Below are 25,674 nucleotides of genomic sequence, written 5' to 3' on the forward strand. Positions count from 1 at the left end.
GTTCCTCGTAACGCATCGCCAGGTGCGTTAAATCGGCGGGCGACAGCCCTCCCCTGGAGAGGAAAGATCCATGCAGGCAGTACAGGCCACGCGCTTCGGCGACCCGGCCGCTCTCGAGCTCGTCACCGATCTCCCGGACCCGGCTCCGGGCCCCGGAGAGATCGCGATCGACGTCTCGCACTCCGCGGTCGGCCTGATCGACGTGTTCTTCAGGCAGGGCCGGTACAAGGACCAACCCGGCATGCCACAGCCACCGTTCGTACCCGGCCTGGAAGTCGCCGGCACGGTCCGCGCGCTCGGCGACGGCGTGGTGGGGCCGGCCGTCGGGGAGCAGGTGGTCGCTCTGTCCGCAGGCACCGGCACCGGCGGGTACGCCTCCGTCCACCTCGCCAAGGCCGCGCTGACCGTCTCGATCGAAGGGCGCGGCATCGACCCCGCCCTCGCCGTATCGGTGATTCCGAACGCCGCGATGGCGCACGTGGCGCTGGAGCGGGTCGCCCATCTGGCCGCCGGTGAGAGGGTCCTCGTGCACGGCGCTCTCGGCGGTCTGTCCGCCGGTTTCCCGGGCGTCGCGAAGCGGCTCGGCGCGTCCCGCGTCGTCGGCACGGTCCGGCCGGGCAGACTCGCCGCCGCCGAGGCGACGAAGCTTCCCTACGACCGGATCGTGGACTCCACGGACCTGCGCGGCGCGCTCGGCGACGAGACGTTCGACGTGGTCATCGACCCCGTCGGCGGAGCACTGCGCACCCAGAGCCTCGACGTGATGATCCCGGGCAGCCGTCTCATCGCCGCGGGCAACGCGTCCGACGACTGGGGCCACCAGGTGGACACCAACCAGCTCTGGTTCCGCGGCATCACCGTCAGCGGCTACAACGCCGGCGCGTTCCTGCCCGCCCATCCGCAGGTCGTGCCCGCCGCCCTCGCCGCGGCCGTCGAGGCGGCCGCCGCCGGCCTGGCGGACACCGACGTCGAGGTACTGCCGTTCAGCCAGGCCGTCACCGCCCACCGGCGAATGGAAAGCCGCGACCTCGTCGGCCGTATCGCGCTCACCCCGGAGGCATGATCATGACCGCAATCGGACGCCTCGCGGAGCGCATGGCCCCGCTCCCGCCCGCCACCTCACGCCGGGTCCACGTCGAACGCGGCCTGAAGATACCCATGGATGACGGTGCCACGCTCGTCGCCGACCACTGGGCCCCGCGCGACACCGGTGGACGATCACTCAGCGAGGTGCCGGTCGTCGTCGTCCGCACCGCCTACGGGCGCGGCGGCCCCCTCGGATGGCTCTACGGCCCCGCCCTCGCCGAACGCGGACTGCAAGTGCTGATGGTCAGCACCCGCGGCACGTTCGGATCCGACGGCGAGTTCCTGGCCATGCGCAACGAACGCGCCGACGGCCTCGCGACACTCCGGTGGCTGGCCGGCCGGTCCTGGTCCAGCGGCCGGGTGATCCTCGCCGGATCCAGCTACTTCGGCTACACCCAGTGGGCCATCGCCGACGCGGCCCCACCCGAGGTCAAGGCCATGGTCCCGCACATCACCTCCTCCCGGCTCGCCCTGAGCCTCACCCGGCCCGGCCGCGTCGACCTCGAGACCATCACGAACTTCTCCTGGAACACCGCACCGCAGTCCCGCAACGGCTCACCTCTGCCCGCCGCACAGGAACAGCGCGGCTACCTGCTCCGGTCGATGGTCGGCGCGGACCGGCGCCGCATCGCCGAGGCCATGAACACCGTGCCCCTCACGGACGTCGACCAGGCGCTGCTCGGCCGGACCTCGCCGTTCTTCCAGCAGATCGTGAACCACGACCGGGACAGCACCTACTGGGAAGACCTGGACCGCAGCGGCACCGTCCCGGACGTCACCGTGCCGGTCAGCTCCGTCACCGGCTGGTACGACATCTTCCTCGCCGACCAGCTCCGGGACTTCACCGCCCTCGTCGACGCAGGCTGCAAGCCCCGGCTGACCGTCGGACCGTGGTGGCACGCCGACCCCCGCGGCATGGGCGCGTCCGTCACCGAGGTCGCCGAGTGGGCCTCCGCTGTCGCCACCGGCCAAGAGCCCCCACACCGGGCCCCGGTGCGGCTGTACGTGATGGGCGCGGACGAGTGGCGCGACTTCGCGGCATGGCCGCCCGCCGGGTACGAACCCCAGCGACTGCACCTTCGCGCCGACGGCACCCTCACCGCCACCGCGGGATCCGCGGAAGCGCCCTCGGCCTTCACCTACGACCCCGAGGACCCCACCCCCTCGGTGGGCGGAGCGAAGCTCACCCCCGCCGGAGCGGGGCCCGTCGACAACCGGAAGCTGGAGAAGCGCCCCGACGTGCTCACCTTCACCGGCGCACCGCTCACCGACGACCTTGAGGTGATCGGCGAGGTCACCGCGGACATCTGGGTGCGGGCCAACCGTCCCGGCGTCGATGTCTTCGTGCGGCTGTGCGACGTCGATCCCCACGGCACGTCGCTCAACGTGTGCGATGAACTCGTCCACCTCGACGCCGACGATGACGCCACCCGCGCGGCGGTGCGCCTCTCACCGACCGCGTACCGCTTCAGGAAAGGTCACCGGCTCCGCGTCCAGGTCTCCGCCGGAGCGTTCCCGCGATTCGCCCGCAACCTCGGCGGCGGTGAACCCGTCGAGAGCGCAACAGCAGTGCACCGGACGGACATCGAAGTCTTCCACGACGCAGCGCACCCCTCTGCGGTAACCATCCCGGCACGATGAAGGACGATCACCGCGCCCGCGCCGAGGGCCTGCCGTCGACCGGCGAGGGTGGGCTGCTCCGGCAGCTGACCGGGCGGCTCCCGGAGTCCGGTGAAGCGGTGCCGGTCTCAGGGCAGCGCAGTGACGAGTTCCGCCGGCGGAGTGCGGAGGTGGATGTCCTTGCTGGGCGGCGTGCCGAACATGCGACGGTATTCACGGCTGAACTGGGAGGGGCTGGCGTAGCCAACGCTGAGGCCCACACCGGTGATGTCCGAGGGGCGGCCGGCAAGCAGGAGCCTGGCTTCTTGCAAGCGGATGCGTTTCTGGAACTGGATGGGGCTCATCCCCGTGACGGTCTGGAAGTTGCGGTGGAAAGCGGAAACGCTCATGCCGGCGATGTCCGCCAGGTCCTCCACGCGGAGGGCGGTGGCATAGTTCTCCCGGATCTGCCGCACGGCGCGGTTGATGTGAGCCAGTGCGCTGTCGGCAAGACCGAGCTGGCGGATGGCGGCTCCCTGTTCCCCGCGCAGGAGATGCCAGAGGATTTCCCGCTTGACCATGGGAGCGAGGATCTTGCGGTCCGCGGGCTGCTCCAGCAGCCTCAGCAGGCGCACGATGGCGTCCAGCAGTGGAGAAGAAGCCGTGGAGACGGCGATGCCGGGTGATGTGGTGCGCGGAGTGGCCGGCAGGTCTCGAGGGTCGGCTTCCAGGAGGAGTTCGGCAAGGGCTCGGGGAGCGAGTGTCATGCCGAAGCCGAGGGTGGGCTGCCCGGTGTCCCCGGTGTCCAGGACATGGCCGGTGACGGGAAGGTCGGCGGAGGCGATCAGGTACTCGCCGGACCTGTACTCGTAGAGGCGCTCACCCAGAGCGAGGCGCTTGCCGCCCTGGGCGATGACCGCGAGCACCGTCCCGGACATCCCGGCGACCGAAGCGCCGGAAGGGGTGAATTTACACACCCGGATGCCGTCGATCGCCGTACTCATGTCGGGCCGCGCATGCCGGTTGAGAAGCTTACGCATGTCATCCAGGGCAGCCATGAGTCCATTCTTTCGCGAACTTCCACACGGAGGTCTGTACTGAGCGGGATTGGGTCTGCATCGATGATTCCGCGGGTGTCCGACGTCCACGATGCCGACCCCGCGACTCACAGCCCACAGCGGGAACGGTTCAGAGGTTCTGGCCTCCGGAGACTTCGATGTCCTGGGCGGTGATCCACCGGCCCTCCTCGGAGACCAGCATGGCGATGACCATGCCGATGTCGTCGGGCTCGCCGACGCGGCCGAGAGCGAATGTCTTCGCCAGTTCCGGGATGATCTCAGGATTCCTGCTGAACGCGTCGTCGGCGAAGCGGGTGATGGTGGCTCCCGGTGCGACCGAGTTCACGCGGATGCCACGGGGGCCGAACTCCTTGGCCATGTAGCGGGTGAGCACCGATACGGCGCCCTTGAGAGCCGCGTAGACGGAATATCCCGGCGCGGTCACCTGGGGCAGCGTGGAGTTGCTGGTCAGGTTGACGATGGCGCCGCCGTCGGCGAGGAGCGGCAGCAGGGCCTGCGTCAGGAAGAAGGGCCCTTTGAACAGGCCGTCCGTGAGCCGGTCGAATTCCTCCTCGCGGGTGTCCTCGATCATCGCCATGCCGGCGAATCCGGCGTTGTTGACCAGATGGTCGAAGGAGTGCCGCTGGAAGGTCTCGCGCAGCACCTCGGCAACGGCCTCCCGGAAGACGGTGAACCCCGCCGTGTCGCCGAGGTCCAAGTGCAGTGCCACGGCAGTGCCACCGTGCCGCTCGATCCGTGCGACCGTGTCCTTGGCACCCTGTTCGTTGGAGCTGTAGGTCAGGATGACGCCGGTACCGCGCCGGGCGATCTGCAGGGCGGCGCTCTGACCGATGCCGGAGCTCGCGCCGGTGATGACGGCTACCTTCATGATGTGCCTCCGGGCCTGAGGGTTTGTCGGAATGCGTGGGAAGTCTGTCCCTTCCAGGAGACCGCTGTGCCGGGCCCGCAGAAAGAATGATCCTCTTCGGCTCTTGCCTGATCCTCTTGGATGGGTTCGGCGACGAACGGCTGCGCCCACCGCTGAGCTGCCCGGCGTCCTACGCATCGCCTGTTCTCGAACGGCTGTGGCCCGGTGCCGGCACCGGGCCACCATCGTTCCGGCTGTCAGACGATCTCGACCACGACCTTGCCCATGACAGCCGCTTCCCCCATGGCCCGTTGCGCGTCAGCGGCACGGTCGAAGGGGAAGCCGGGCGGGCTTGGGAGCGAGGGTGCGGACATCGCACCAGAACCGAGTCCACGTGGGTCTTCGGCTCGGGGAGATTGGCGGGCTCGAGTACGTCCGGCCCGCCGTAGCGGCGATACACCATTGCTTTCATCAGGCGCCCAGCGCCATCGGCATGTCCATCAGTACGCGATGGTGCACAATCTTCCACTCCCCGTTGATACGACGCAGATCCGTGTCGTAGTAGCCGGATTCGATCGGCCTCACCGACCCCTGCGCCCCCTGGCTGTCCGCCGGCCAGCCGTCGGCCAGCCGTCGGCCGGCCGCTTGCCGGCACGTACTTCGAACACCACGAATTGTGCGTTGAGGTGGGCGTTGTCTCCGTCGATCTCGATGAGATGGTCAGAGGTGGTGTGATGGCTGGAGCCGTCTGCGGGGTGCGGTGCCATGAAATGGTCGACGGCGTATTCCACGCCGGCGCCACCGATGAGGGGTTCCCCCACCGGCTCGTACATGTCCTGACCCGCTTTGGCCAGTATCTGTACGACAGCATCGTCGCTGAACAGTGATCCCTGCGCCTTGCCGTCGCGTCGATCCGTGGCCCTGACATAGCGGGCCAGTACCTGCTGAACCGCTCGCTCGTCGTTCATGCTGTTTCCCTCTCGTGTTCGGTGCATCCAGTGCATCAGCACCGACAGGGAAGGGCCATGACCGCTTGGGGAACGTCTATTACCCTGAGGGTATGGATCATCTGGAGACTCGGGAGCTGGTGTACTTCACGGCGGTGGCCGAAGAATTACACTTCAGCCGCGCGGCCGAGCGGCTGGGCATCGCGCCGCCTCCCCTGTCACGTGCCATTGCCCGGCTCGAGCGCCGGCTGGGGGCCAAGCTCTTCGACCGCAGTACGCGTCAGGTGTCGCTGACAGCCGCGGGACGCATCTTCTGGGAGGACAGCCGCCGGGCGCTGCAAGCCCTGGAATCCGCGGTCCATCGCACGCGTCGGTTCACCACAACAGCGCCGGCCGTGGTGGCTGTGCGGCCGGGCATGGGAGCGGGAGTCCTCGCGGATCTTCTCCGAATCCATGACGCGCCTACGGAGGTCGTCTTCACCCACGATCAGGTGTCGGCACTACGCAACGGCATCGCGGACCTCGCATTGTTGTGCTCCGACACCGATGATCTTCGTGGTCTGCGGCTTCTCGACCTCACTGAGGAGGCGCCGGTGGCGCTCGTCACGGCGGCACACCGTTTCGCCGGGCGTGAGGGTGTGACGCTGTCAGAGGTCGCCGCCGAGGACGCCTTCACTTCGCGGTGCCCGGAGATGCCTTTCGATGAACTCCTCGACAGAGTGGCTCTGGGCCGTCTCATCACCGTGGTGGGTTCCGGTGCGGTCGGCCGGCTGGCCCGAGGGGTGGCCGCCGTTCCGGTCAAGGATCAACCCTCGGCCCGGATCGTCCTCGCCTGGCCCGACGGGCCCGCCACCGGAGCAGCGACGGCCGCCTTGGTCCGCAGGGCACGGACACTCATCACCTCTGCACCCGGGGAGGTCCTGTCGGGACCGCTCCCGGGCGGTTGACCGGTGCAACTCGACAACGAAGCAACCCCCCCCCGTCGAACTGGCTGCTTCCGGTCCGACGGCTGGAACGTCTCGAACTCCTTCACCAGGGGCGACTGGCTGCGCACCGTTGCTTCCTCCTGGTCAGCGGCCGGTTTCTGCGGGTGCGGTCTGGTCCGTGCTTCTTCTCATGACCGCTGCGCGCCTGTTCCAGGGCTGTACGAATCTCCCCGGCGCCGGCCGGTTTCCCCGGGTCCCGGGACCAGGGCAGTCGGGGGTCCGACAGGTAGGGGAGGACGTAGGCGGGGCTGCCCTCCTGGATGCGCCGGCTCTCCGTCATGGCGCCGGCGTCAACGGTGTCGTAGCCGAGGCGGTCGAGCAGGGCGGTGACGGACTCCTTGGCCGCGTCGTCGTCACCGGCGATGGGGAGCGCGCTGCGGTCGGGGGACCCGGCGGGACGGGCGAGGGAGAGGAGGTGCTCGAAGGAGATGGTGTTGAACGTCTTGACCGTCCGCGCGCCCGCCAGATGGCGCTGGAACAGCTCTCCCGCCGTCAGGCTGCCCGTCTCCAGTTCGGCGATGACCCCGTCCCGCAAGGAGCAGTAGTTGTTCGCGTCGATGACGATCTTCCCGGCCAGGGCGTCGGCGGGCAGATGGGGCACGGCGCTGAAGGGGACGGCGACGACCGTCCAGTCGCCGGCCGCCGCGGCTTCCGGCGGACTGGCCGCGCGCGCCCGGGGACCGAGGCGGTCGGTGAGGTCTCGCGGGGTCTCGGGACCGTACGAGTTGCTGAGGACCACAGGGATCCCCGCGTCGACGGCCAGCCGCGCGACAGCGCCGCCGACGCTGCCGCTTCCGATGATGCCGAGCGCGTGATGCATTGCCTTTCCTTGTGGTGACGGGGCCGGAGCGCGCTTCTGGGCGCGCCTGCTGCCCGCGGACCGTGGCTCGTGGGAGTCGCGATCCGTGGGCGTGCATGGCCGTTCGGGGTGGTCAGTGGCCGGATTCGACGCGCTCCTTCAGGGCCCTGACGTAGCTCGCGGAGCCCTCCTCCATCCGGGCCCGGGCGGGCTCGATGGTCTCCACGGCGGCCGAGCCGGTGAACTCCTCGGATTCCGTGAAGCGCGTTCCGCCGCCATGCGGTTCGAGAACGAAGGAATGCAGCCCCATGAGGACGCCGGGGATGCCGCCCGTCCAGGCAAGCCGCTCCGGTGCCCGGTGGTCGACGACCGTGAACTCGTAGGCGCCGTCGTTCCCGGTTCCCAGCGTCAGCCGGGCCTGCAGCCGGGTTCCGGGCAGGATTTCGGCGGGAACGTCGACGAAGCGCAGCGCACCATGCCACTCTGCGTATCCGGCGAAGTCGGTCAGGACTCGCCACACCTTCTCCGGCGGAGCGTCGATGTCGGTGACCGCGGTGACAACGGGATGGTCGCCCATGGTGCTCAGACCTCCCTGCGGTTTTCCAGGACGATCTTCCCGCGGACATGGCCGCCGGCCAGCAACCGCTGGGCCCGCGCCGCCTCGTCGAGCGGGAATGCCCGGTCGACGTGCACCGTGAGCTTGCCCTCCTCGGCGAGCTCCACCAGCCGGGTCAGGTCATCCCCGTCAAGGTGGAGGAAGACGTCGATGGCCCCCGGGTACTCGGCGGCCGACTGCGTGATCGAAGCGACCCGCACCCCGCGGGCGGCGACTTCCTCCGTCGTGGCCAGGGAGCCACGCCCGGCGGTGTCGAGGACCGCGTCGACTCCGTCCGGGGCGATCTTGCTCACCTGCTCGACGAGCTCGTCGCCGTAACGCACCGGCGTGGCACCCAGGGAGGCAATGAACTCCTGGCTGGCCTCGGAGCCCGTACCGATCACTCGTGCGCCCCGCGCGACGGCGATCTGAACGGCGAGGTGCCCGACGCCGCCCGCCGCTCCGTGCACCAGCACGGTGTCGCCGGCGGTCACCTCAAGGCCGTACACGATCGCCTGGTAGGCGGTGAGCCCGGCGACCGGCAGCCCGGCGGCCTGGGCCCAGCTCAGGTTCCCCGGCTTGCGCACGAGCTGGCGCGGCTCGGCCGCGACCTTCTCCGCGTAGGTGCCGTGATGCATGATCTGACCGCGGACGAACCCGATCACCTCGTCTCCCGGCCGGAAACCCGCCGTCGCGGCTCCGGCCTGCTCGACGACCCCGGCCACGTCCCACCCCGGGACCACCGGGAAGAAAAAGTCCACGACGGGCTCCACGGCCCCGCTCTGGAACCCCAGATCCGCCGGGTTGAGCGCCGCTGCCTCGATCCTCACCAGAACGAGGTCGACCCACATCTTCGGATCCGGAACGTCGGTGACCTCAAGGACCTCGGGTCCGCCGAAACTCCGGTACTGAACAGCCTTCACAACTCTGCCTCTCATCGTGCCTGCGATGCGGTGCAAGCACCTTCACGGCGCCTGGAGTGGAGGCGCACCATCAAGCTGAACAGAGCCTCTACGGCGGAGCAATGACGGTCTGGGCATCGAGTAATACCCTGGATGCATGAATCAGCTGGAGACCCGGGAACTCGCCTACTTCGTGGCCGTGGCCGAGACGCTGCACTTCGGCCAGGCCGCGGAGCACCTCGGCATCACCCAGCCGCCCCTCTCCCGGGCCATCGCCCATCTGGAGAGGCGCGTGGGCGTCCCCCTGCTGGAACGCACCACGCGGCAGGTGAGGCTGACCGGCGCGGGCGAAGTCTTCCTGGCGGAGTGCCGCACGGTCCTGGCGGCGCTGGACACCGCCGTACGCAAGGCGCGCAGGGCTGCCAGGCAGGGTCAGGTCACCCTTGCGGTACGGCCCGCCGCCGGCCCCGGCGTCCTGCCCGCCCTGCTCGCCGCCACCGCACAGGGCCCCGACGGCATGCTCACCGACGTCGTGTTCACCTACGACGAGATCGGCGCCCTTCGGGACGGCACCGCGGACGTCGCCCTCATGTGCCAGTCGACCGCCGTCCCCGGGCTCGAGATGATCGAGCTCGGCCCGGAGGAACCGGTCGCCCTGCTCCCGGCGGGCCACCCTCTGGCCGACCGCCCGTTCCTGACTCTCGCGGAGGTGGAGGCGCTGCCGGGCTACGAGGCGCAACTGCCGAACGAGTCCCTGGACGCCATGGTCGACCGTGTCGCCCTCGGACGACTCGTGGTCGTCGTCGGAGACAGCGCCCGCGACCGCTTCGGCGAATCCGTACGGGCGGTGCCCGTCCACGGATACCCGGTCACCCAGCTGGTGCTGGCCTGGTTCCCGAACGCGTGCTCGGCCGCGTCCCGCCTCGCCGCGACCGCCCAGGCCGTCATGGCGCGGGACGAGCCGCGGCCGCCGACCCTGAAGAGCGCCGACCTCGGCGGAACTCGGCTGCACGCGGATGCCGGTCAGCGGCATGGGCAGAGGGCGGCGGCACCGGCCTACGGCGAGGCGAGGCCTGGGGGTCGGCCCCGGCGCGCCGGCACCTCAGCGGGCTGACCACGGCCGTTCCGCGGGGGTCCCCCATGCCGCCGTCCTGGCGTGGTGTGCCGCGCATCTGGAGGCCGGGCCCGTCCTGGAGAGTGACGACGGCGGTCAGGACGCGGCGGCGGGTGTCGTCAAGGGGGCGGATCCTTGCTGCGCGGCGTGGGTGCTCTCGTCCACGAGTCCACTGGCAGCCCACGGAGGCTAGCGAGATCGTCTCAGCCCCTTGCATGTTCCTGCGCGCCGCTCCGTACGTGGTCGGGGGCAGCGGCGCGATGCCGGGCCGGGGCAGGGAGCGGGCGGGTGATCGGCATTGCGGGAGGCCGGTTCCTGGGCGTGGAGTTCGGCGAGCATGTCGTGCAGGGCGGTGTGGACGGTGTCGTATCCGGCTGATCCCAGAACCAGCCGGTGCGGCGGGTCGTCCTGGCGCATGGCGTGGATGACGGCGCGTACGGCCCGATGAGGGTCGCCGGGCTGCCGCCCGCTCTGTTCGATCATGGTCTTGCGCAGGGCTTCGATGGCCGGCCGGTAGGCGCCGACCGTCTCCTCGACGGGTTCGTCGCCGAAGCCGGCGTAGGCGTGGGTGCGGAAGGCGCCGGGCTCCACGGCGAGGACGTTGATGCCGAAGGGGGCGACTTCTTCGCGCAGGGCGCCGGTGATGCCTTCGACGGCGAACTTCGCGGCGCTGTAGAAGCCGAAGCCGGTGACGCTGCGCAGGCCGGCCACCGACGACATGTTGATGATCCATCCGCCGCGGCGGGCGCGCATGCCCGGCAGTACCGCGCGCAGGACGTCGACGACGGCGAAGAAGTTCAGTTCCAGGGAGCGGCGGGCGTCGGCGTCGGATGTGCCTTCCACCGAGCCGTACCAGCCGCGGCCGGCGTTGTTGACCAGGACGTCGATGCCGCCGAAGTGCTGCTCGGCGGCTTTCACCGCGTCGCGTACCTGCCGGCCGTCGGTGACGTCCAGCGGCAGGACGAGGACGCGTCCGGGATGTTCGGCAGCCCAGTCGTGCAGCAGGTGCGGGCGCCGGGCTGTCAGGACCACGTTGTCGCCCTGCTCGAGCGCGGCGTCGGCGTAGGCCCGCCCGAATCCGCCGGGAGTGCCTCCGGTGATGAACCAGGTCTTCATGTCTTCTCTCTGTGCGGTAGGTGGGCTGTGGTCGCAGAAAGAGTGAGCGGGCGGGTCAGGGGGCGATCTCCAGATGGCTGATCAGGCCGCCGTCGAGGAGGAACCGGTAGCGCAGCCGCACGCTGCTGCCGGGGAAGTCGCCGTCCAGCTGCTGGGTGACCGTGCACTGTCCGGGCAGCTCGCCTTCGGCGCCGACGAAGGTGGTGGTGTAGGTGTATTCGGAGGAGCTGCGCGTCAGCCATGCGGCGATGGCGGCGGCGCCCCGGTGGGTGTGGCCGTCGTCGATCACGGTCGCCTGAGGTGTGAAGACGGCTGCCGCGGAGGCGGCGTCACCGTCCGCGTGGGCGCGCAGGTAGGTGCCGACGGCAGCAGGGAGGTCGGCGATGGCAAGCCGGGGAGAAGCCATGATTCCTCGCAGTGTGGGAAAGGGGCGACGACGCCGGGGGGTCATGGGGCAGGGCAGGGCAGCTCGGCGCATGCGGAGAAACCCGCCGCGCAGTTCGCCCCGGCCCGCCGTACTGCTAAGATAGCAGTAACTTGCTTTTACTTTAGCAGTCACTGGGAGGTCGGCATGCCGGGTCGGATCCGTTTGGAGGACCGGGAGTGTCCGCTGTCCACGACGGTGCAGCACGTCGGCGAGTGGTGGACGCTGCTGATCCTTCACGACGCGTTCGACGGGTACACCCGCTTCGACCAGTTCCAGCAGAGTCTGGGAATCTCCACGAGCATGCTCACCGCACGCCTGAAGACGCTGGTGGCTGACGGTTTGCTGGAGCGGCGCCCGTACCAGGCGAATCCGGTGCGCCACGAGTACGTACTCACCGAACGCGGACGTTCCCTGCGGCCGGTGATCGTGGCGCTCGCGGCCTGGGGCAACCGCCAGCTCGACCCCGCGGACCGGGCCATGATTCTCGTCGACGCGGCGACCGGCCAGGAGGTGGAACCCGTGGTCGTGGACGCGGCGACCGGGCAGAGCCTGGATGACGCACGCGCGTATGTGTTCGACGCGGGCCCGGCCGCCAGTGCGCAGATGAAGGAGCGCTACGACGCCCTGCGCGGCCCGCGCCTGTCGTAGCCGTCGAGCGGGCGACCACTCCTCGCGCCCCCCGAAGGCGTCCCCCGCAGGGCCGATACCCCGGTGGGAACAGGCCGGGCCGAGGTGCTGAGAGCCTGCGGCTAGGGGTGTTGCAGACCGCGGATGAAGGCGGTGAGCATCTCGCGCATGCGTTCCTCGAAGTCGACCGCCGCGCAGGTGAGTTCCGGGTCGGAGGCGATGGCGGCGCACACCGTGTCCGACGGGGAGGTGAAGGGCCACAGCCCGGCCACCGAAGTGATCACCGTGGAGGCCAGAAGCAGGGAGGCGGGCGCATCGAGGCCGGGCAGGCGGTCGCGGACCAGGGCGGCGAACTCCTCGCTGCGGCGCATGCCCCCGCGCTTGAAGGCCCGGGCGCGCTCCAGGGGAATGTTGTGCTCCAGTACGCCGGCGAGCACGCTGAACAGCTCACACAGCAGCGGGCGGGAGGCCAGCGAGCGCGCCAGCGCCCGGCCGACGCTGTCGGCGTTGTCCGCGTTGCCCGGGGCGTCCCCGGACGGCAGTTCAGCGGGCAGCTCCTTGATCCAGTGCGCCCACTCCCGCTCCAGCAGCTCCAGGAAGACCCCTTCGCGGGTGCCGAAGTAGCGCACGACGGCGGACGTCGCCAGTCCGGCGCGCTGCCCCAGTTCCCGCAGGCGGATCTCCGTGAACGGCATCTCGCGTAGGCAGTGGGCCGCAGCCGCGAGGATCTCCTCGCGCCGCTGGTCCCGCTGTTCGGGTGAACGGGCCCGCTGGAAGTCCGCCGGCGACGTCATACCCCCAGATTAACAGCACGCCGTTCCGCTGAAAGCAGATTACGGAACGCCGGTCCGTTATGCTGCTGGAGCGAAACGCTGTTCTGTTATATGCGGGCATCCGAGCCCGCTCAGTTCAGCAGGAGGGTGCCGTGATGGAGTTCGATCAGCTGTGGATCGGCGGCGCATGGGCGCCGTCGGCGGGTGAGCGCCGGTTCCATGTCCGCTCGCCGCACGACGGCGCGCCGGTGGGGACGGCCCCGGAGGCCGTCGAGACGGACATCGACCGCGCGGTGGACGCCGCGCGCCGAGCAGGTGATTCCGGCCCCTGGCCTCGACTGTCCCCCGGACAGCGCCAAGAAGTGGTTGCCCGCTTCGGAAAGCTCTACGAGGCGCACACGGAGGCATTGGCGAACCTGGTCACGGACCAGAACGGCTCGGCGATCTGGTTCAGTACCGCCCTGCAGAAGGACACCGCGAGCCGTATCGGCGACTTCGTCGACGTGGCGGCCGGCTTCGACTGGGAGCGGGTCATCGACAGCCCGCGCACCCTGGTGCGGCGGGAGCCCGTCGGTGTCGTCGCTGCCATCGTGCCGTGGAACGCACCGCAGAACCTGGCCCTGGCCAAGGTGATCCCGGCGCTGCTCGCAGGGTGTCCCGTCATCCTCAAGCCGTCCCCTGAGACGCCGCTGGACGGTCTTCTGCTGGGCGAGCTGTTCGCCGAAGCCGGGCTGCCCGACGGGATCTTCAGCGTCCTCCCCGCCGACCGCGAGGTCAGCGAGTACCTCGTGCGCCATCCCGGCATCGACAAGATCGCCTTCACCGGCTCCACCGCGGCCGGGCGCCGCATCGCCGCCGTGGCCGGGGAACAGCTCAAGCGGGTCAGTCTGGAACTGGGCGGCAAGTCGGCCGCGATCCTGCTGCCGGACGCGGACCTGGAGGCGGCAACGGCGGGCATCAAGAGCGCGGCGTTCCTCAACAACGGTTCCGCCTGTATCGCCCACACCCGCATCCTGGTGCACGACAGTCAGTACGAACGAGCCGTGACGTGCCTGTCGGACATGGTCGCCGCCACCAGGGTCGGTGACCCGAAGGATCCGGCGACTTTCCTGGGCCCGATGGTCTCCGCCCGGCATCGCGACCGCGTGCGCGGCTACATCGAGCTTGGGATCACTGAGGGGGCCCGGCTGGTCACCGGTGGTCCCGGCACACCGGAAGGGCTGGAGAGCGGCAACTACATCCAGCCGACGCTCTTCGCCGACGTGGACAATGCCATGCGCATCGCGCAGGAAGAAATCTTCGGTCCCGTCCTGACCGTACTGCGCTACCGCGACGAGGCCGAAGCCGTCGCGATCGCCAACGACTCCGCCTACGGACTCAGCGGTGGCGTGTGGACGGCCGACCACGAACACGGTCTGGACATCGCCAGGCGGATCCGCACCGGTGGCTTCCACATCAACGGAGCGCCCCGCTCGCCCAGGGCGCCGTTCGGCGGCTTCAAGGACAGCGGCATCGGCCGCGAATACGGACCCGTCGGACTGGGCCAGTACACCGAACTCAAGAGCATCGGCTACTGACCCGGCGCGGCCGGTCCGGGCTGGGTTCCGGCCGGCTGCGACCGCCGTGCGGACGCAGGCGCGCAGGCAAGCGCGCCGAGGACGGCGAGCCGCCGGCCGTGTACCCGGGGCGGACGCGGGCTGACGCCGTGCCCGCCGCGTCCCCGCGCCCCGCCGATGCGGTGGACGTGAGGGGTGGCGCCGGCCGGTGCTGTGGGTCCGTTCGCCGTCGGCTGCTCCGTTCGGATGTACCGATGCAACCGGCTTGAGGGGTTATCGGTCTCCTTGTCCGGAGGTGCGTTCCGGTGCGGCTTCCGCGGTACGGCGGTGGTGGCCGTCCCTCCGCGCCCGCGCCTCCGGAGAGAGGTGAACGATGAACACACCGAAGATCCCGGGCCCGCAGGGACGTCCTGACGGTGGCGGCGCCGGTCCGCGCCCGTCCCGCCGGGTCCGCCGCGCCGCGTCCCTCCTCGCCGTGGCCGCCCTGTGCGGTGGCCTGGCGGCTCCCGGGGCGAGCGCCGCACCGGGCCGGGCCGCGCCGGGCGACGCCGGTGACGCGGGGCGCGCCGTCTCCGCCGGCCGGAGCACCGGCACCGCCGGCGCCGACGGCGCCACCCGGACGCGTCCCCAGGCCGTGCGCGTCGTGACGGCTCAGCTCGGCGACGACCGCAAGATCACGGTCACGGCGGTCCGCTCCCGCACCGACCGGTACGCCGCCACGCTCCGCCTGGCCGTCCTGGCCGAGGAACGGGGCCGCTGGGTGGTGGAGGACCGGACGACGGTGGGGGAGCGGGACGGCTGGTTCTGGTTCCCGCTGACCGGCGAGGGCGCGGTCTGCTCGTTCTCGGCGTCCGACCGGGCGCCCGAACCGATCACGCTCAGCCTGCTCGTCACCCCGTCGATCGGCTGCTCCCAGGTCTACCGCTACGAGGTGGTGAACGGCGAGATCGTCCCGGTCTGAACCGGTCTGAACCGGCCTGAACCGGCCTGAACTGGCCGGGGTCGGCCTGAACCGGCCGGGTTCGGCCGAGACGAGACCGGCGGAGATCCGGGAGGTCTCGGAAACCTCCGAGGCTCCGGGACCTCCGAGGCTCCGGGACCGGCCGAGGCTCCGGGACCGGCCAAGACCTCCGAGGGCCGGTGCCGAGGCGGCGGTGGGCACCCCCGTGCCGCCCCGCGCCCCGGCACCGGCCCCGGGTCCGGTGGAGTTCACCGTGGCCGCTGAGGCCCACCGAACTCGGGGCGCGACGGGCGGGGGCGGGGGCGGGGGCGTGGGCCGGCGCCCACCCCCGGAGCGTCATCCCCCTACCCCGGCTCCGGCCATTCCGGAGCCGCGCCATTGCGCCGGAGGCGCCGTGGTGCCAGCCTGGCCCCGGTCACTCCGCCGTGTCGGCGCCGGCATGGACGCACGCACCTCCACCCCCTCACCCCGCATTCCGAGAAGGTGTGCCATGTCCGTGTCTTCGTCATCTGCGCCGTCCTCCCCCTCCTCACCGTCCTCCCCCTCCTCATCGCCTTCACCGTCCTCGTCTCCGTCCTCCCTGCCTCCCGCCTCCCCCGCGCCCGAATCCTCGGCGTCGCCCGGCTTACCGGGCTCGCCCTCCGTCACCCGGCGCCGTCTGCTGCAAGCCGCCGGAGCGGCGGCCGTCGTGTCCGCGGCGGGGCCCGCCCTGGGCGGTTCGCCCGCGCGGGCGGCGGGCGCCGGGGCAGCCGCCGGGACCGCCGAGTACGGAGTCGCCGCGCACCCCTTCGCGTTCGGCCAGGTCCGGCTGACCGCGAGCCGCTGGCTGGACAACCAGAACCGGACCCGCGACTACCTGCGCTTCGTGGATGTCGAGCGGCTGCTGTACACCTTCCGGGCCAACCACCGGCTCTCCACGGGCGGGGCCGCGGCCGTCGGCGGCTGGGAGGCCCCCACCTTCCCGTTCCGCACCCACAGCCAGGGCCACTTCCTCACCGCCTGGGCGCAGCTCCACGCCGTCACGGGGGACACCGTCTGCCGCGACAAGGCCGGGCGGATGGTGGCGGAGCTGGCCAAGTGCCAGGCCAACAACGGCGCGGCGGGCTTCGGCGCCGGTTATCTGTCCGGCTATCCGGAGTCGGAGTTCGACGCGCTCGAAGCGCGGACGCTGAACAACGGAAACGTCCCGTACTACACCATCCACAAGACCCTGGCCGGGCTGCTGGACGTGTGGCGTCTGATGGGCTCGGTCCAGGCCCGTGACGTGCTGCTGGCGCTGGCGGGCTGGGTGGACCGGCGTACCGGCCGGCTGAGCGCCCAGCAGATGCAGTCCATGCTGGGCACGGAGTTCGGCGGCATGACGGCGGTGCTGACCGACCTCCACCAGCAGACGGGGGACGCGCGCTGGCTCACCGTGGCCCGCCGCTTCGACCACGCCGCGGTGCTCGACCCGCTCGCCGCGGGCCAGGACCGGCTGAGCGGGCTGCACGCCAACACGCAGGTGCCGAAGTGGATCGGCGCCGCCCGCGAGTACAAGGCCACGGGCACCACCCGCTACCGGGACATCGCCGACAACGCCTGGAACATGTGCGTCGGCGCGCACACCTACGTCATCGGCGGCAACAGCCAGGCGGAGCACTTCCGCCCGCCGAACGCCATCGCCGGTTACCTGAACCGGGACACCTGCGAGAGCTGCAACACGTTCAACATGCTGCTGCTCACCCGCGAGCTGTTCACCCTGGACCCGGACCGGGCCGAGCTGTTCGACTACTACGAGCGGGCCTGGCTGAACCAGATGATCGGCCAGCAGAACCCGGCGAGCGGCCACGGGCACGTCACCTACTTCACCCCGCTCAACCCGGGCGGCCGGCGCGGGGTGGGCCCGGCCTGGGGCGGTGGCACGTGGAGCACGGACTACGACAGCTTCTGGTGCTGCCAGGGCACGGGCCTGGAGACGCACACCCGGCTGATGGACTCCGTGTACTTCCGCCGCGACACCACGCTGATCGTCAACCTGTTCGTGCCCTCGGTGCTCGACTGGACCGAGCGCGGCATCACCGTCACCCAGACCACCACGTTCCCGGTGAGCGACACCACGACCCTGCGGATCACGGGGGACGCGGGCGGGACGTGGTCGCTGCGCGTCCGCATCCCGGGCTGGACCAGCGGCGCCACCCTCGCCGTCAACGGCGTGACGCAGAACGTCGCCACCACGCCCGGCAGCTATGCCACCGTCACCCGCGCCTGGGCCTCCGGCGACACGGTCACCGTCACGCTGCCCATGCGGGTCGTGATGCGGGCGGCGAACGACAACGCGAACGTCTCCGCCGTCACGTACGGCCCGGTGGTGCTCTCCGGCAACTACGGGAACACCTCGCTCAGCTCCCTGCCGTCGCTCGACCCGGCCTCCGTCCGGCGGACCGGCGGCGACGGGCTCGCCTTCACCGCCACGGCGAACGGCTCCACCGTCAACCTGGGCCCGTTCCACGACGCACACGGCCACAACTACACCGTCTACTGGAACGCCGGCGGCCAGAGCGGCGGCGGGACGACCGTCCGCCTGGCCAACGCCGGCAGCGGACTGGTGCTGGGCATCCAGGACATGTCCACGGCCGACGGCGCCCGCGCGTTGCAGTGGCAGGACTCGGGCACGGCGGACCACAACTGGGAGGTCGTCACGGACGGCGACCGGGTGCGGTTCCGCAACGCCCACAGCGGCAAGGTGCTCGGCGTCCAGGACATGTCCACCGCGGACGGGGCGGCCGTCCTTCAGTGGTCGGACACCGGCACGGCCGACCACCGCTGGCAACTCCTCGACCAGGGCGACGGCACCTACAAGATCCGCAACCACAACAGCGGCAAGCTGCTGGGCATCCAGGGCAACTCGGCCGCCGCGGGCGCGTACGCGGTGCAGGCCCCGGACAACGGCGGGTCCGGCAACCGGTGGCGGGTCGTCCGCAACGGCTGATCCGCGCACCGGACACCGCATGCCGCACCGCGGGACCGGTGAGGCTGCTGAGGCCGGTCAGGCCGGCGCCCGCGTCCGCCACCACGCGGGCGCGCGGCCCCGGTCCGCACCCCGGCCCTGGGCCCGGCCCCCGGCGAACGGGCCGCGTTCGGGGACGGTGGCGGACCCCGGCCCGCCCTGACCGCGGCCCTCCGGCGAAGAACCCGGTGTTGACCATGCTCCAAGGACACGGAGTGCAATGGCCGCGACCGCAACCGAAACCGGCTCATGGAGAACTGAAGATGAATCGACCACGCAGGATCGGCCGGAGCACGGCCCTGGCCGTCGTCCTCGGCCTCGGCTGTTCGCTGGCCGCGGTGCCCGCCGCCGCGGACGAGCCGCGGGCCGCGCGGGTGACGTGGGACACCTGCCCCGAGGATGTCGTGGCGGAAGCGGCCCCGACCGTCCTGCAATGCGCCACCGTGCCCGTGCCGGTGGACCACACGGACCCCGAGGGCGAGCGGATCGACCTCATGATCTCCCGGCTGGCCGGCACGAAACCGGAGAAGCGGCGCGGGACGCTCATGCTCAACCCGGGTGGCCCCGGCGGGTCGGGACTGACCCTGCCCGCCCTGCTGAACGCCCAGGGCATTCCCGCCTCCGTGCTGGACACCTACGACCTGATCGGCATGGACACCCGGGGCATCGGCCACTCCGCGCCGATCGGCTGCGGCTTCACCCTGGAGGGCTCCTACTGGGCCAACATCCCCCCGTACGCGCCCGACGACGCGGCGGTCACCGCCCAGGCGAAGATCGCGGAGGAGGCGGCCGGGCAGTGCGAGGCCAATGACAGCAAGGGCCTGCTGCGCCACCTGACCACGGCGAACATGGCCCGTGACCTGGACCTGATCCGGGCCGCCCTGGGCGAGGAGAAGACCAGCTTCCTGGGGTACTCCTACGGTTCGGCGCTGGGCGCCGCCTACGCGTCGATGTTCCCCGAGCGCTCCGACCGGATCGTGCTCGACAGCAACATCGGCGGCACCCATCTCGACCGCGACGGCATGCGCCGCTTCGCCCTCGGCATGGAACAGTCGTTCCCCGACTTCGCGCGGTGGGCGGCGGCCCGGCACGGCAGTTACGGTCTGGGCCGTACCCCGGCGCAGGTCCACGAGACCTACTTCGACCTCGCCGAGGGGCTCGACAAGGCCCCGGTGGCGGGCTTCGACGGCGCCATCTTCCGGCTCGTCACTTTCGGCTCGCTCTACCGGAAGTCGCAGTACCCCAGGCTGGCCCAGCAGTGGCAGGCGCTGGCCGCCGGTGAGGGCGACGGCGCCGCGGCCCGCCGCATGCTGGCGGAGAACGAGGGCGCGAAGCCGTCCCAGTTCGACAACCAGCTCGCGGTGTTCGCCGCGGTGACCTGCAATGACGTCGAATGGCCCCGGGACGTCGACACCTACCGCAAGGGCGTCGCCGAGGACCGCGAGCGCTACCCGATGTACGGCGCCGCCGCCGCCAACATCACCCCGTGCGCCTTCTGGCCGCACACCCCGGCCGAGCCGCCGGTCGCGATCAACGACGAGGGGCCGCGGAACGTGCTGATCGTCCAGAACCTGCGCGACCCGGCGACCCCGCACGCGGGCGGGAAGATGCTGCGCCAGAAGTTCGCGGACCGGTCCCGGCTGGTCAGCGTCGACGACACCGGGCACGGCGTTTACGTCCTGGGCGGCAACCCGTGCGCGCTGGACACCACGACGCGGTACCTCGTCGACGGCGAGATGCCCGGCAAGGACGTGCAGTGCCGCGCGGGCTGACGCCCTGACCCGTGGCGCGGCGGTTCCCGGTGACGGGGGAACCGCCACGCCACGGGGCCGTGCCCGGCGCCGGGCCGGCCGTCACCGGTCGGCGACGAGGGCCGCCGCGCCCTTCGCCGGGCAGGGCAGCCCGGCCTCCGCGCGCTCCGGCGAGCAGGCGACGACGGCCAGCGAGAGGAAGACCGGCGTCCCCAGGTAGTACCCGAGGGAGACGTCCCCGCCGTGCTGGAGGGTGCCGGTGAGACGGCCGACGAGGCCCCGCAGATGCGCGGGGCTGCGGTCGGCGTCCGGTTCGAAGCGCGGCGCGTACGCCGCCAGCCGGGCGCCGAGCCAGCCCGCGGCGTCGTCCGCCCGTTCCCAGGAACCGGACACCAGCTCGGCCGGTTTCAGCAGCCAGAGCGCCACCTCGACGGGCGGCACCGGGGAATTCAGGAACTCCTCCGTCAGCACGTGGTACGCCTCGCTGCGTTCGGCGCCCGCGACGGCGTCGGTGCTCGGCCACGGCTCGACGGGCAGCCGGCGCCGGGACTCCCGGTCGAATTCGGATTTCTCCCCGACCCATTGATATCCGTGAAAATGCACGGCAGTTCACTTTCCGGAAGGGCCCCGCACCGCCCGCCGTCCGCGTCCGCCGCGCGTATACCGGGCGTGCCCGGTGGCGGCGGAAACGGGCCGGCGGAGGGCGCGGTGGCCGCGTGCACCTAAGTGACGGAGAGCCCGAAACGCTCCGGCTGAATACCGGCGGCCCGCAACTCGTCCGTGGTGAACCGCGAACGGCCCGGCCTCGGGCCGTTCGCTGTCACCGAGTGGCCCACACATTCTCATCGATGTGTGCGCGCAATACACAGGACTCGCCGTTCGGAGGGGGCCGGTTCACCGTTCTTTCTCCCTTTCCCGCAGAGACACGACGCGAATTCTTGGAGGCTTTGAACGGGATCCATGCCGAATCGGGGATGCCCGCGCCTTACCGGCCGGCAGAAGCCACTGGTGTTGTCAGAGCGGGCACCGAAGGCCGGCCGGCCCATCACCACCACCGGAATCACGAGAAAACAGCCCGCCACCGTGTCGCCGACCGCCTCGGCAACGGCGGAGCCCGCCGAGGGAGGACGTCCGTTACCGATGCATGGATTGCCGATCTTGTCCAGCGCTCATCCGGGGACCGGCAATCCGTGGCTGCACCAGTGGCGCTGTGCCAGGGTCGTGAGAGGGAGCGGATGTCGGAGGTATCGCGGAAAACCCCCACGTATCCGTGGCCGCGTCGGACTCCTCTCCACCGCGGGCGCACGGACATCACCGGAAGACCCGGGACACCCTCTCCGTCGTCGTGCCGGACATCACGCGGAGCGGATCGCCCGTGAGACGGAACTCGATACCCGCGGCTGCGCCGTCGGGTGTTCCGACCTCACCCTCGCAGTCAGCTTCTGACCATCAGGGAACGGCGGCACCCATCCGCCGGATCCCATCCGACTACCGATAGTGGAAGCCAGCCCCATGCGTAGCCCCACGAACCCCCCACCTGCGCGCCGCAGCGTCCTCCGGATACCCGAGACCGAACAGCGGTCCCGCCCGGCGCATCCGCCCCTGGAGGAGAGAATCGCCGCCGTCATGCCCTTGGACGAACGCCAGCGCAAGCTGGTGGCGCTGCTGCTCGCCGGGCATACGGACGCGAGTGCGGCCGGCCGGCTCGGCGTCAGCCCCCGCACGGTGACGAACATCCTCCGCTCGCTCATGGACAGGCTGGGGGTCGACAATCGCTTCCAGTTAGGTGTCGCACTCGGCAGCAGGATGCGCGTGCCCGTGCGTCCGGACCACCCGCCTCGGCACGTCCGGCCCCCCTGCGTCGATGCCTGAGGTCCGAGGCTTCCGGACGGAGGCCGGTGGACGAGCGCGCCGATTCGCGGGAGCCGCGACACCGGAACGGCGCGGGTGAACAGGAGAACGCTTCCCGAGGAAAGCCGCAGCGTACTTCGCGGGGGATCCGCGGTATCGGTACGCGTCATGTGAGGTGGGGGCGTGATGCCAGGCTTCGCCGGCACCACGCCCCCACCTCAGTGATCGGTCCCCGGGGCCGGAGAGGGGCTGTCGCTGCCCACCCGCCTCGTGCAGAGCTCCGCCACGGTGCGCAGGGGCCACGGTCCCAGCAGGTCGTCCGGGGTGGGGCCCTCGAAGCCCGAACGGTGCAGGTGGCCGATCACGGCCGGTGCCAGGACGGCGGTCCCGCCCTGCTCGACGTACGAGCGGTCCATGGTGCCGGCGGTATCGCCCACCACGGCCGCCACGGCGGTCGCGAGCGCCCTGCGGGCTGCTCCGCCGTCGTGATCCGCCGTGCTCCCGGATCCATCCGCCGGTTCCGGAGCCTCGCCGCACCGTGCGGGCCCGGCCGCGGCGACCGGGCCGGACTCCGGCACCTTCGCGGACCACACGAACGCGTGCGGGCACACCAGATCCACGTTCTCCCGCAGCGAAGCCAGGACGTGCGCGCGGGCTTCGTCCTCACGGCGCGGGTCCCCGGTGACGTGGGCCACGAGGACGCGGGCACGCGACGGCTGTTCCGCCACGGTGATCACGGCAGCCTCGATCCCCTCCACCGACCTGAGGGTTCGTTCCAGCTTGGCCGTGTCGACCCAGCTGTTGTCGACGAAGGCCCACTCCTCACCGTAGGAGGAGGTCGGCAGCCCGAAGCGCTCGACCACGTCGGTGACGGCGGAATCCGCCAGATCCGGCTCCTTGGCCCAGGCGATGAGGAACCGCTCCATGGCCCTCAGCATCGTCTCGATCCGGGCCTGGTCCATCACGGACCGGTGGGCGATGAGGTCCAGCTGCGCCAAGTCGCCGGACGCGGAGACCCTGAGGGAGAGGTCGGTGTACTCGTCACGCCAGAGGCAGTCGAGCCGCTCCGTCGTGCTCTTCGGGCGTTCTTGCGCGGCTCCGCCCGGTGCGGCCGCACTCCGCAGGCTCCGATCGAGACGGTCATTGCAGTTGAAGACCGTGCCCAGCCGGATCGACAGTCCGCGCCGCGCCTCGATCCTTGCCTTGCGGTCCCGAAGGGCGAGATAGGAGTACTGCGCGTGACGCGTCGCGACGCGGATGCCCTGTCTGATGTCCGCCATCACCTGGCGAATCGGCAGCTGCGATGAGAGGCCGGCCGGTACCAGAGCTTCCTGGAAGAAGCAGCCGACGGATCGGCGCACTTCCCGGAACCGGTTGGAGAAATTCATCCGGAGAGTCACGTCCGAGTTTCCGGACAGGGCGGATACGGCTACGGTGAAGGCAGTGGAAAGGTAATGGGCCGCGTTGAACCCGGCATCTCTTGTGGTGAGTTCTTGCAGCGCCGAGAAGAGGTCCGGCGACCGGAGAACCACTCTGTGGTAGTGGCTCACGGCATCCTGCCGAGGTTCCCCGGACGCCATCGATCGAAAGCGTGGGAACTGGGCGGCAGGTGATGTGGACAGGATCCGTTCGCAGTGCTGCATGGACCGTTCGTGCGGGGAATCCCGCGCCGTTGACTGCCGGCGCGCCACCGCCAGCGGCTGGGCGTCCCCCTCCTGGGCTTTCGGCGGGAAGGGGGCATCCCTGCGGCCGGGATCGAGGGAGCTGATCAGGTCCGACCTGATCCGGCCCAGGGAGGCGCCGTCCACGGAGAGGTGATTGAGCACCAGCACGACGGTGGTCACACGCCGGTCCTTGAGGGCGTATCCCATTCTCAGTGGAAGTTCCGCCGCCTGGTCCATGGGAGGGGAGAAGAGCGCATGGAAGAGGGCCGAGACGTCCTCGGGGCCATCGCCGTCCCGCCGTAAGGGGGCAGGGATCTCGAATGCGTCGAGCACCAGCTGGAACGGCACACCCGAGGCGTCTGTCGGATAGACCGTGCGCAGTGCCTCATGGCGGGCCATCAGTTGCGCCACGGCGTCGGTGACCAGCTCTTCGGGAATCCCGGCCGCCGGCATGCGGACCACGAGTGGGATCTTCGCGCTGTCCGGGACGGGGAGTGGCAGATGATACTGGTACCAGTACATTTCCTGGGACCACATCAGTGGCCCCCGAACGCCGCCGTCCGGAGACATCGCAGAAGGGATCTGCCTCATGGAGGTGGTCCGCGGGTCCCGCATGCCGATTCACCCTTCCCGCCCCGTGGCCTGCCGGTGAACTGCCGCACGGCCGGGCAGCGGTGAGCATGCGGTGCCCGGTGTCACGCGATACCACACCGGGAAACACGGTGGGTCGCTCGAACGTCTCCCGGATCTGCGGCAATGGTTCGAAGAATTGATTGAGGCTCCGGCGTTATGCCGTCAGCTGCTCGACGATGCGGCGTATGGCCTCGTTCGCCGCGTGGGGGGTGTACTGCTTCTCGTACAGGACTCCCGCGTTCGTCGCGAGAGCGCGGCGCAGATCCCCGTCCACGAGCAGGTCGGCCACCGACCGGGCGAATGCTTCCGCATCGTCCGCGATGCGAAGATGCACTCCGTCCTCCGCCCCCAGCCCCTCGCAGCCGATTCCGGTCGAGACGACGGGGACGCCACTGGCGAAGCCCTCCAGAATCTTGATGCGGGTGCCGCCCCCGACGCGTAGGGGTGCGATCATCACGTCTGCCCGGTCAAGATAGGGACGCATGTGCGGTACTTCTCCGACGACCTCGACGCCAGGTGCCGACCCCAGCTTCCGCACGGCTGGTGAGGGCTTTCCCACGAGCAGCAATCCGGCCTGAGGGCACCTCTCGCGGATGCTCGGCAGGATCTCCTCGACGAACCAGACCGCGGCGTCCACATTGGGCGGCCATTCGTGCCACCCCTGGAACAGAATGGTGCCGCCCTCGCCGGGAGCGGGGCCCTGGTGTTCCTGCGCCGTTCCCTCCTCGCGGCGGTAGGTGTTGGGCACCACCGTGCTGTTGGGAAAGGCGAATGTCGCCGAGTCCAGCTCGCTGGTGAAGACCAGCATGTCGGCCGCCGCGGCGACGTCGGCGTGGCCGGCCCGGAGACGGCTGATCTCCGCCTGCTGCGCTTCGCGCTCCGAAGCGTCCAGCGGGTTTCCTTCGGAGTTCTTCCCCAGCCGCTGCCAGCGGGCCAGGATCACGTCCTCCAGGTCATCGACATCCACCACCGACTTCCCTTCGGCCAATCCACCGGCGATGTGCCACAGGCGTTCCCTGTCGTGCCAGATCACGTCGTACGGCTCACCGCCGTTCCAGCGCGGCAGCGCTTCTCGGAGGGCCGCCCTGTTCCGGTCGTTGTCGTAGGCGTCGTCCAGGAGGAGGACCTTACGGAAGGGGCCGACCGGAGGGTCCGACTCCAGGGGAGGCGCCCCCTGGAAGCGGAACACGACGAGATCGACGGTCCCGAGCCGGGAAAGGGCTTCGGAGGCGGCCCGGATACGCCGGGCTCCCCCCGTGGCGGCCCAGGGCCGGGTGCCGGTGACGACGAGAAATCGCATGGTCTGTGCTCCTGGTGACGAGGGGAGTGTGGGTCGGTGGCCGTCAGGTCGCGGGCGTCCGGGCCGCCGGCTTCC

General features: G+C 70.6%; 22 protein-coding genes. 10 read left to right on the forward strand and 12 right to left on the reverse strand.

Features of this window, described 5'->3' with window-relative positions:
* Nucleotides 1–70: 70 nt before the first annotated feature.
* Together HCK00_RS15200 and HCK00_RS15205 are read left to right on the forward strand one after the other, a co-directional pair.
* Entirely contained in the window at nt 71–1,063 is a 993-nt protein-coding gene (locus HCK00_RS15200; RefSeq protein WP_168102472.1) for a quinone oxidoreductase family protein, read from the forward strand.
* A 2-nt stretch (nt 1,064–1,065) separates the two neighbouring features.
* Nucleotides 1,066–2,727, forward strand: coding sequence for a CocE/NonD family hydrolase (locus HCK00_RS15205; RefSeq protein ID WP_168102473.1), 1,662 nt, complete (start codon nt 1,066–1,068; stop codon nt 2,725–2,727).
* A 107-nt stretch (nt 2,728–2,834) separates the two neighbouring features.
* Here the strand turns inward: HCK00_RS15205 and HCK00_RS15210 are convergent, their stop codons facing one another.
* The 3 genes from HCK00_RS15210 to HCK00_RS15220 form a co-directional block, all read right to left on the reverse strand.
* Nucleotides 2,835–3,743 (reverse strand): AraC family transcriptional regulator, encoded by a 909-nt coding sequence (locus tag HCK00_RS15210; protein ID WP_168102474.1) that lies wholly within the window; start codon nt 3,741–3,743, stop codon nt 2,835–2,837.
* 130 nt (nt 3,744–3,873) lie between these two features.
* On the reverse strand, nt 3,874–4,632 hold the full coding sequence (locus tag HCK00_RS15215; RefSeq protein WP_168102475.1) for an SDR family NAD(P)-dependent oxidoreductase: 759 nt from the start codon (nt 4,630–4,632) through the stop codon (nt 3,874–3,876).
* A gap of 560 nt (nt 4,633–5,192) precedes the next feature.
* Nucleotides 5,193–5,579: a nuclear transport factor 2 family protein gene (locus tag HCK00_RS15220; protein WP_168102476.1), complete on the reverse strand. Its 387-nt coding sequence runs from the start codon at nt 5,577–5,579 to the stop codon at nt 5,193–5,195.
* A 92-nt stretch (nt 5,580–5,671) separates the two neighbouring features.
* Here HCK00_RS15220 and HCK00_RS28195 point away from each other — a divergent pair, with 92 nt between their 5' ends.
* The gene (locus HCK00_RS28195; protein ID WP_168102477.1) at nt 5,672–6,505 is read left to right on the forward strand and encodes a LysR family transcriptional regulator; all 834 of its coding nucleotides are present in this window, start codon (nt 5,672–5,674) and stop codon (nt 6,503–6,505) included.
* An 82-nt stretch (nt 6,506–6,587) separates the two neighbouring features.
* Here the strand turns inward: HCK00_RS28195 and HCK00_RS15230 are convergent, their stop codons facing one another.
* From HCK00_RS15230 to HCK00_RS15240, 3 genes are all read right to left on the reverse strand, one after another.
* Entirely contained in the window at nt 6,588–7,364 is a 777-nt protein-coding gene (locus tag HCK00_RS15230) for an NADPH-dependent F420 reductase (RefSeq protein WP_168102478.1), read from the reverse strand.
* A gap of 112 nt (nt 7,365–7,476) precedes the next feature.
* The gene (locus tag HCK00_RS15235) at nt 7,477–7,920 is read right to left on the reverse strand and encodes an SRPBCC domain-containing protein (RefSeq protein ID WP_168102479.1); all 444 of its coding nucleotides are present in this window, start codon (nt 7,918–7,920) and stop codon (nt 7,477–7,479) included.
* A gap of 5 nt (nt 7,921–7,925) precedes the next feature.
* Entirely contained in the window at nt 7,926–8,861 is a 936-nt protein-coding gene (locus tag HCK00_RS15240; protein WP_168102480.1) for an NADP-dependent oxidoreductase, read from the reverse strand.
* A gap of 136 nt (nt 8,862–8,997) precedes the next feature.
* On the opposite strand from HCK00_RS15240, the gene HCK00_RS15245 reads away from it, so the two are divergent.
* On the forward strand, nt 8,998–9,954 hold the full coding sequence (locus tag HCK00_RS15245) for a LysR family transcriptional regulator (RefSeq protein WP_206320391.1): 957 nt from the start codon (nt 8,998–9,000) through the stop codon (nt 9,952–9,954).
* Between the two features lie 189 nt (nt 9,955–10,143).
* Here HCK00_RS15245 and HCK00_RS15250 read toward each other — a convergent pair whose 3' ends face one another.
* Both HCK00_RS15250 and HCK00_RS15255 read right to left on the reverse strand, forming a co-directional pair.
* Nucleotides 10,144–11,070, reverse strand: coding sequence for an SDR family NAD(P)-dependent oxidoreductase (locus HCK00_RS15250; protein ID WP_168102481.1), 927 nt, complete (start codon nt 11,068–11,070; stop codon nt 10,144–10,146).
* A gap of 55 nt (nt 11,071–11,125) precedes the next feature.
* On the reverse strand, nt 11,126–11,476 hold the full coding sequence (locus HCK00_RS15255; protein WP_168102482.1) for a nuclear transport factor 2 family protein: 351 nt from the start codon (nt 11,474–11,476) through the stop codon (nt 11,126–11,128).
* A 165-nt stretch (nt 11,477–11,641) separates the two neighbouring features.
* Between HCK00_RS15255 and HCK00_RS15260 the strand changes: the two genes are divergently transcribed.
* Entirely contained in the window at nt 11,642–12,145 is a 504-nt protein-coding gene (locus tag HCK00_RS15260; protein WP_168102483.1) for a winged helix-turn-helix transcriptional regulator, read from the forward strand.
* 101 nt (nt 12,146–12,246) lie between these two features.
* Here HCK00_RS15260 and HCK00_RS15265 read toward each other — a convergent pair whose 3' ends face one another.
* The gene (locus HCK00_RS15265) at nt 12,247–12,918 is read right to left on the reverse strand and encodes a TetR/AcrR family transcriptional regulator (protein ID WP_168102484.1); all 672 of its coding nucleotides are present in this window, start codon (nt 12,916–12,918) and stop codon (nt 12,247–12,249) included.
* A 131-nt stretch (nt 12,919–13,049) separates the two neighbouring features.
* On the opposite strand from HCK00_RS15265, the gene HCK00_RS15270 reads away from it, so the two are divergent.
* The 4 genes from HCK00_RS15270 (at nt 13,050) to HCK00_RS15285 (ending at nt 20,172) form a co-directional block, all read left to right on the forward strand.
* Nucleotides 13,050–14,474, forward strand: a complete 1,425-nt coding sequence (locus HCK00_RS15270) for an aldehyde dehydrogenase (RefSeq protein WP_168102485.1) — start codon at nt 13,050–13,052, stop codon at nt 14,472–14,474.
* Between the two features lie 352 nt (nt 14,475–14,826).
* On the forward strand, nt 14,827–15,414 hold the full coding sequence (locus tag HCK00_RS15275; RefSeq protein WP_168102486.1) for a hypothetical protein: 588 nt from the start codon (nt 14,827–14,829) through the stop codon (nt 15,412–15,414).
* Between the two features lie 688 nt (nt 15,415–16,102).
* Nucleotides 16,103–18,382 carry a beta-L-arabinofuranosidase domain-containing protein gene (locus HCK00_RS15280; RefSeq protein WP_311765338.1) on the forward strand — a complete coding sequence of 760 codons (2,280 nt, stop codon included), beginning with the start codon at nt 16,103–16,105 and terminating at the stop codon, nt 18,380–18,382.
* A gap of 281 nt (nt 18,383–18,663) precedes the next feature.
* A complete protein-coding gene (locus HCK00_RS15285; protein ID WP_168102488.1) occupies nt 18,664–20,172 on the forward strand; it encodes an alpha/beta hydrolase in 1,509 nt (502 codons plus the stop codon).
* A gap of 81 nt (nt 20,173–20,253) precedes the next feature.
* Here the strand turns inward: HCK00_RS15285 and HCK00_RS15290 are convergent, their stop codons facing one another.
* On the reverse strand, nt 20,254–20,754 hold the full coding sequence (locus tag HCK00_RS15290) for a hypothetical protein (RefSeq protein ID WP_168102489.1): 501 nt from the start codon (nt 20,752–20,754) through the stop codon (nt 20,254–20,256).
* 909 nt (nt 20,755–21,663) lie between these two features.
* On the opposite strand from HCK00_RS15290, the gene HCK00_RS15295 reads away from it, so the two are divergent.
* Nucleotides 21,664–22,023: a helix-turn-helix domain-containing protein gene (locus tag HCK00_RS15295; protein ID WP_206320393.1), complete on the forward strand. Its 360-nt coding sequence runs from the start codon at nt 21,664–21,666 to the stop codon at nt 22,021–22,023.
* Nucleotides 22,024–22,220: 197 nt separating this feature from the next.
* On the opposite strand, the gene HCK00_RS15300 is transcribed toward HCK00_RS15295, so the two are convergent.
* Together HCK00_RS15300 and HCK00_RS15305 are read right to left on the reverse strand one after the other, a co-directional pair.
* Nucleotides 22,221–24,203 carry a condensation domain-containing protein gene (locus HCK00_RS15300; protein ID WP_168102490.1) on the reverse strand — a complete coding sequence of 661 codons (1,983 nt, stop codon included), beginning with the start codon at nt 24,201–24,203 and terminating at the stop codon, nt 22,221–22,223.
* 250 nt (nt 24,204–24,453) lie between these two features.
* Entirely contained in the window at nt 24,454–25,599 is a 1,146-nt protein-coding gene (locus HCK00_RS15305; protein ID WP_168102491.1) for a glycosyltransferase family 4 protein, read from the reverse strand.
* Nucleotides 25,600–25,674: the final 75 nt, after the last annotated feature.

This window comes from Streptomyces zingiberis (assembly GCF_012034935.1).
GTDB lineage: Bacteria > Actinomycetota > Actinomycetes > Streptomycetales > Streptomycetaceae > Streptomyces > Streptomyces zingiberis.

Coding starts and splice junctions, on each gene's coding strand:
- HCK00_RS15210 (WP_168102474.1), bottom strand. CDS start 3,743: ATGGCTGCCCTGGATGACATGCGTAAGCTTCTCAACCGGCATGCGCGG.
- HCK00_RS15220 (WP_168102476.1), bottom strand. CDS start 5,579: ATGAACGACGAGCGAGCGGTTCAGCAGGTACTGGCCCGCTATGTCAGG.
- HCK00_RS15215 (WP_168102475.1), bottom strand. CDS start 4,632: ATGAAGGTAGCCGTCATCACCGGCGCGAGCTCCGGCATCGGTCAGAGC.
- HCK00_RS15255 (WP_168102482.1), bottom strand. CDS start 11,476: ATGGCTTCTCCCCGGCTTGCCATCGCCGACCTCCCTGCTGCCGTCGGC.
- HCK00_RS15305 (WP_168102491.1), bottom strand. CDS start 25,599: ATGCGATTTCTCGTCGTCACCGGCACCCGGCCCTGGGCCGCCACGGGG.
- HCK00_RS28195 (WP_168102477.1), top strand. CDS start 5,672: ATGGATCATCTGGAGACTCGGGAGCTGGTGTACTTCACGGCGGTGGCC.
- HCK00_RS15250 (WP_168102481.1), bottom strand. CDS start 11,070: ATGAAGACCTGGTTCATCACCGGAGGCACTCCCGGCGGATTCGGGCGG.
- HCK00_RS15230 (WP_168102478.1), bottom strand. CDS start 7,364: ATGCATCACGCGCTCGGCATCATCGGAAGCGGCAGCGTCGGCGGCGCT.
- HCK00_RS15205 (WP_168102473.1), top strand. CDS start 1,066: ATGACCGCAATCGGACGCCTCGCGGAGCGCATGGCCCCGCTCCCGCCC.
- HCK00_RS15200 (WP_168102472.1), top strand. CDS start 71: ATGCAGGCAGTACAGGCCACGCGCTTCGGCGACCCGGCCGCTCTCGAG.
- HCK00_RS15260 (WP_168102483.1), top strand. CDS start 11,642: ATGCCGGGTCGGATCCGTTTGGAGGACCGGGAGTGTCCGCTGTCCACG.
- HCK00_RS15275 (WP_168102486.1), top strand. CDS start 14,827: ATGAACACACCGAAGATCCCGGGCCCGCAGGGACGTCCTGACGGTGGC.
- HCK00_RS15300 (WP_168102490.1), bottom strand. CDS start 24,203: ATGTGGTCCCAGGAAATGTACTGGTACCAGTATCATCTGCCACTCCCC.
- HCK00_RS15245 (WP_206320391.1), top strand. CDS start 8,998: ATGAATCAGCTGGAGACCCGGGAACTCGCCTACTTCGTGGCCGTGGCC.
- HCK00_RS15285 (WP_168102488.1), top strand. CDS start 18,664: ATGAATCGACCACGCAGGATCGGCCGGAGCACGGCCCTGGCCGTCGTC.
- HCK00_RS15235 (WP_168102479.1), bottom strand. CDS start 7,920: ATGGGCGACCATCCCGTTGTCACCGCGGTCACCGACATCGACGCTCCG.
- HCK00_RS15265 (WP_168102484.1), bottom strand. CDS start 12,918: ATGACGTCGCCGGCGGACTTCCAGCGGGCCCGTTCACCCGAACAGCGG.
- HCK00_RS15295 (WP_206320393.1), top strand. CDS start 21,664: ATGCGTAGCCCCACGAACCCCCCACCTGCGCGCCGCAGCGTCCTCCGG.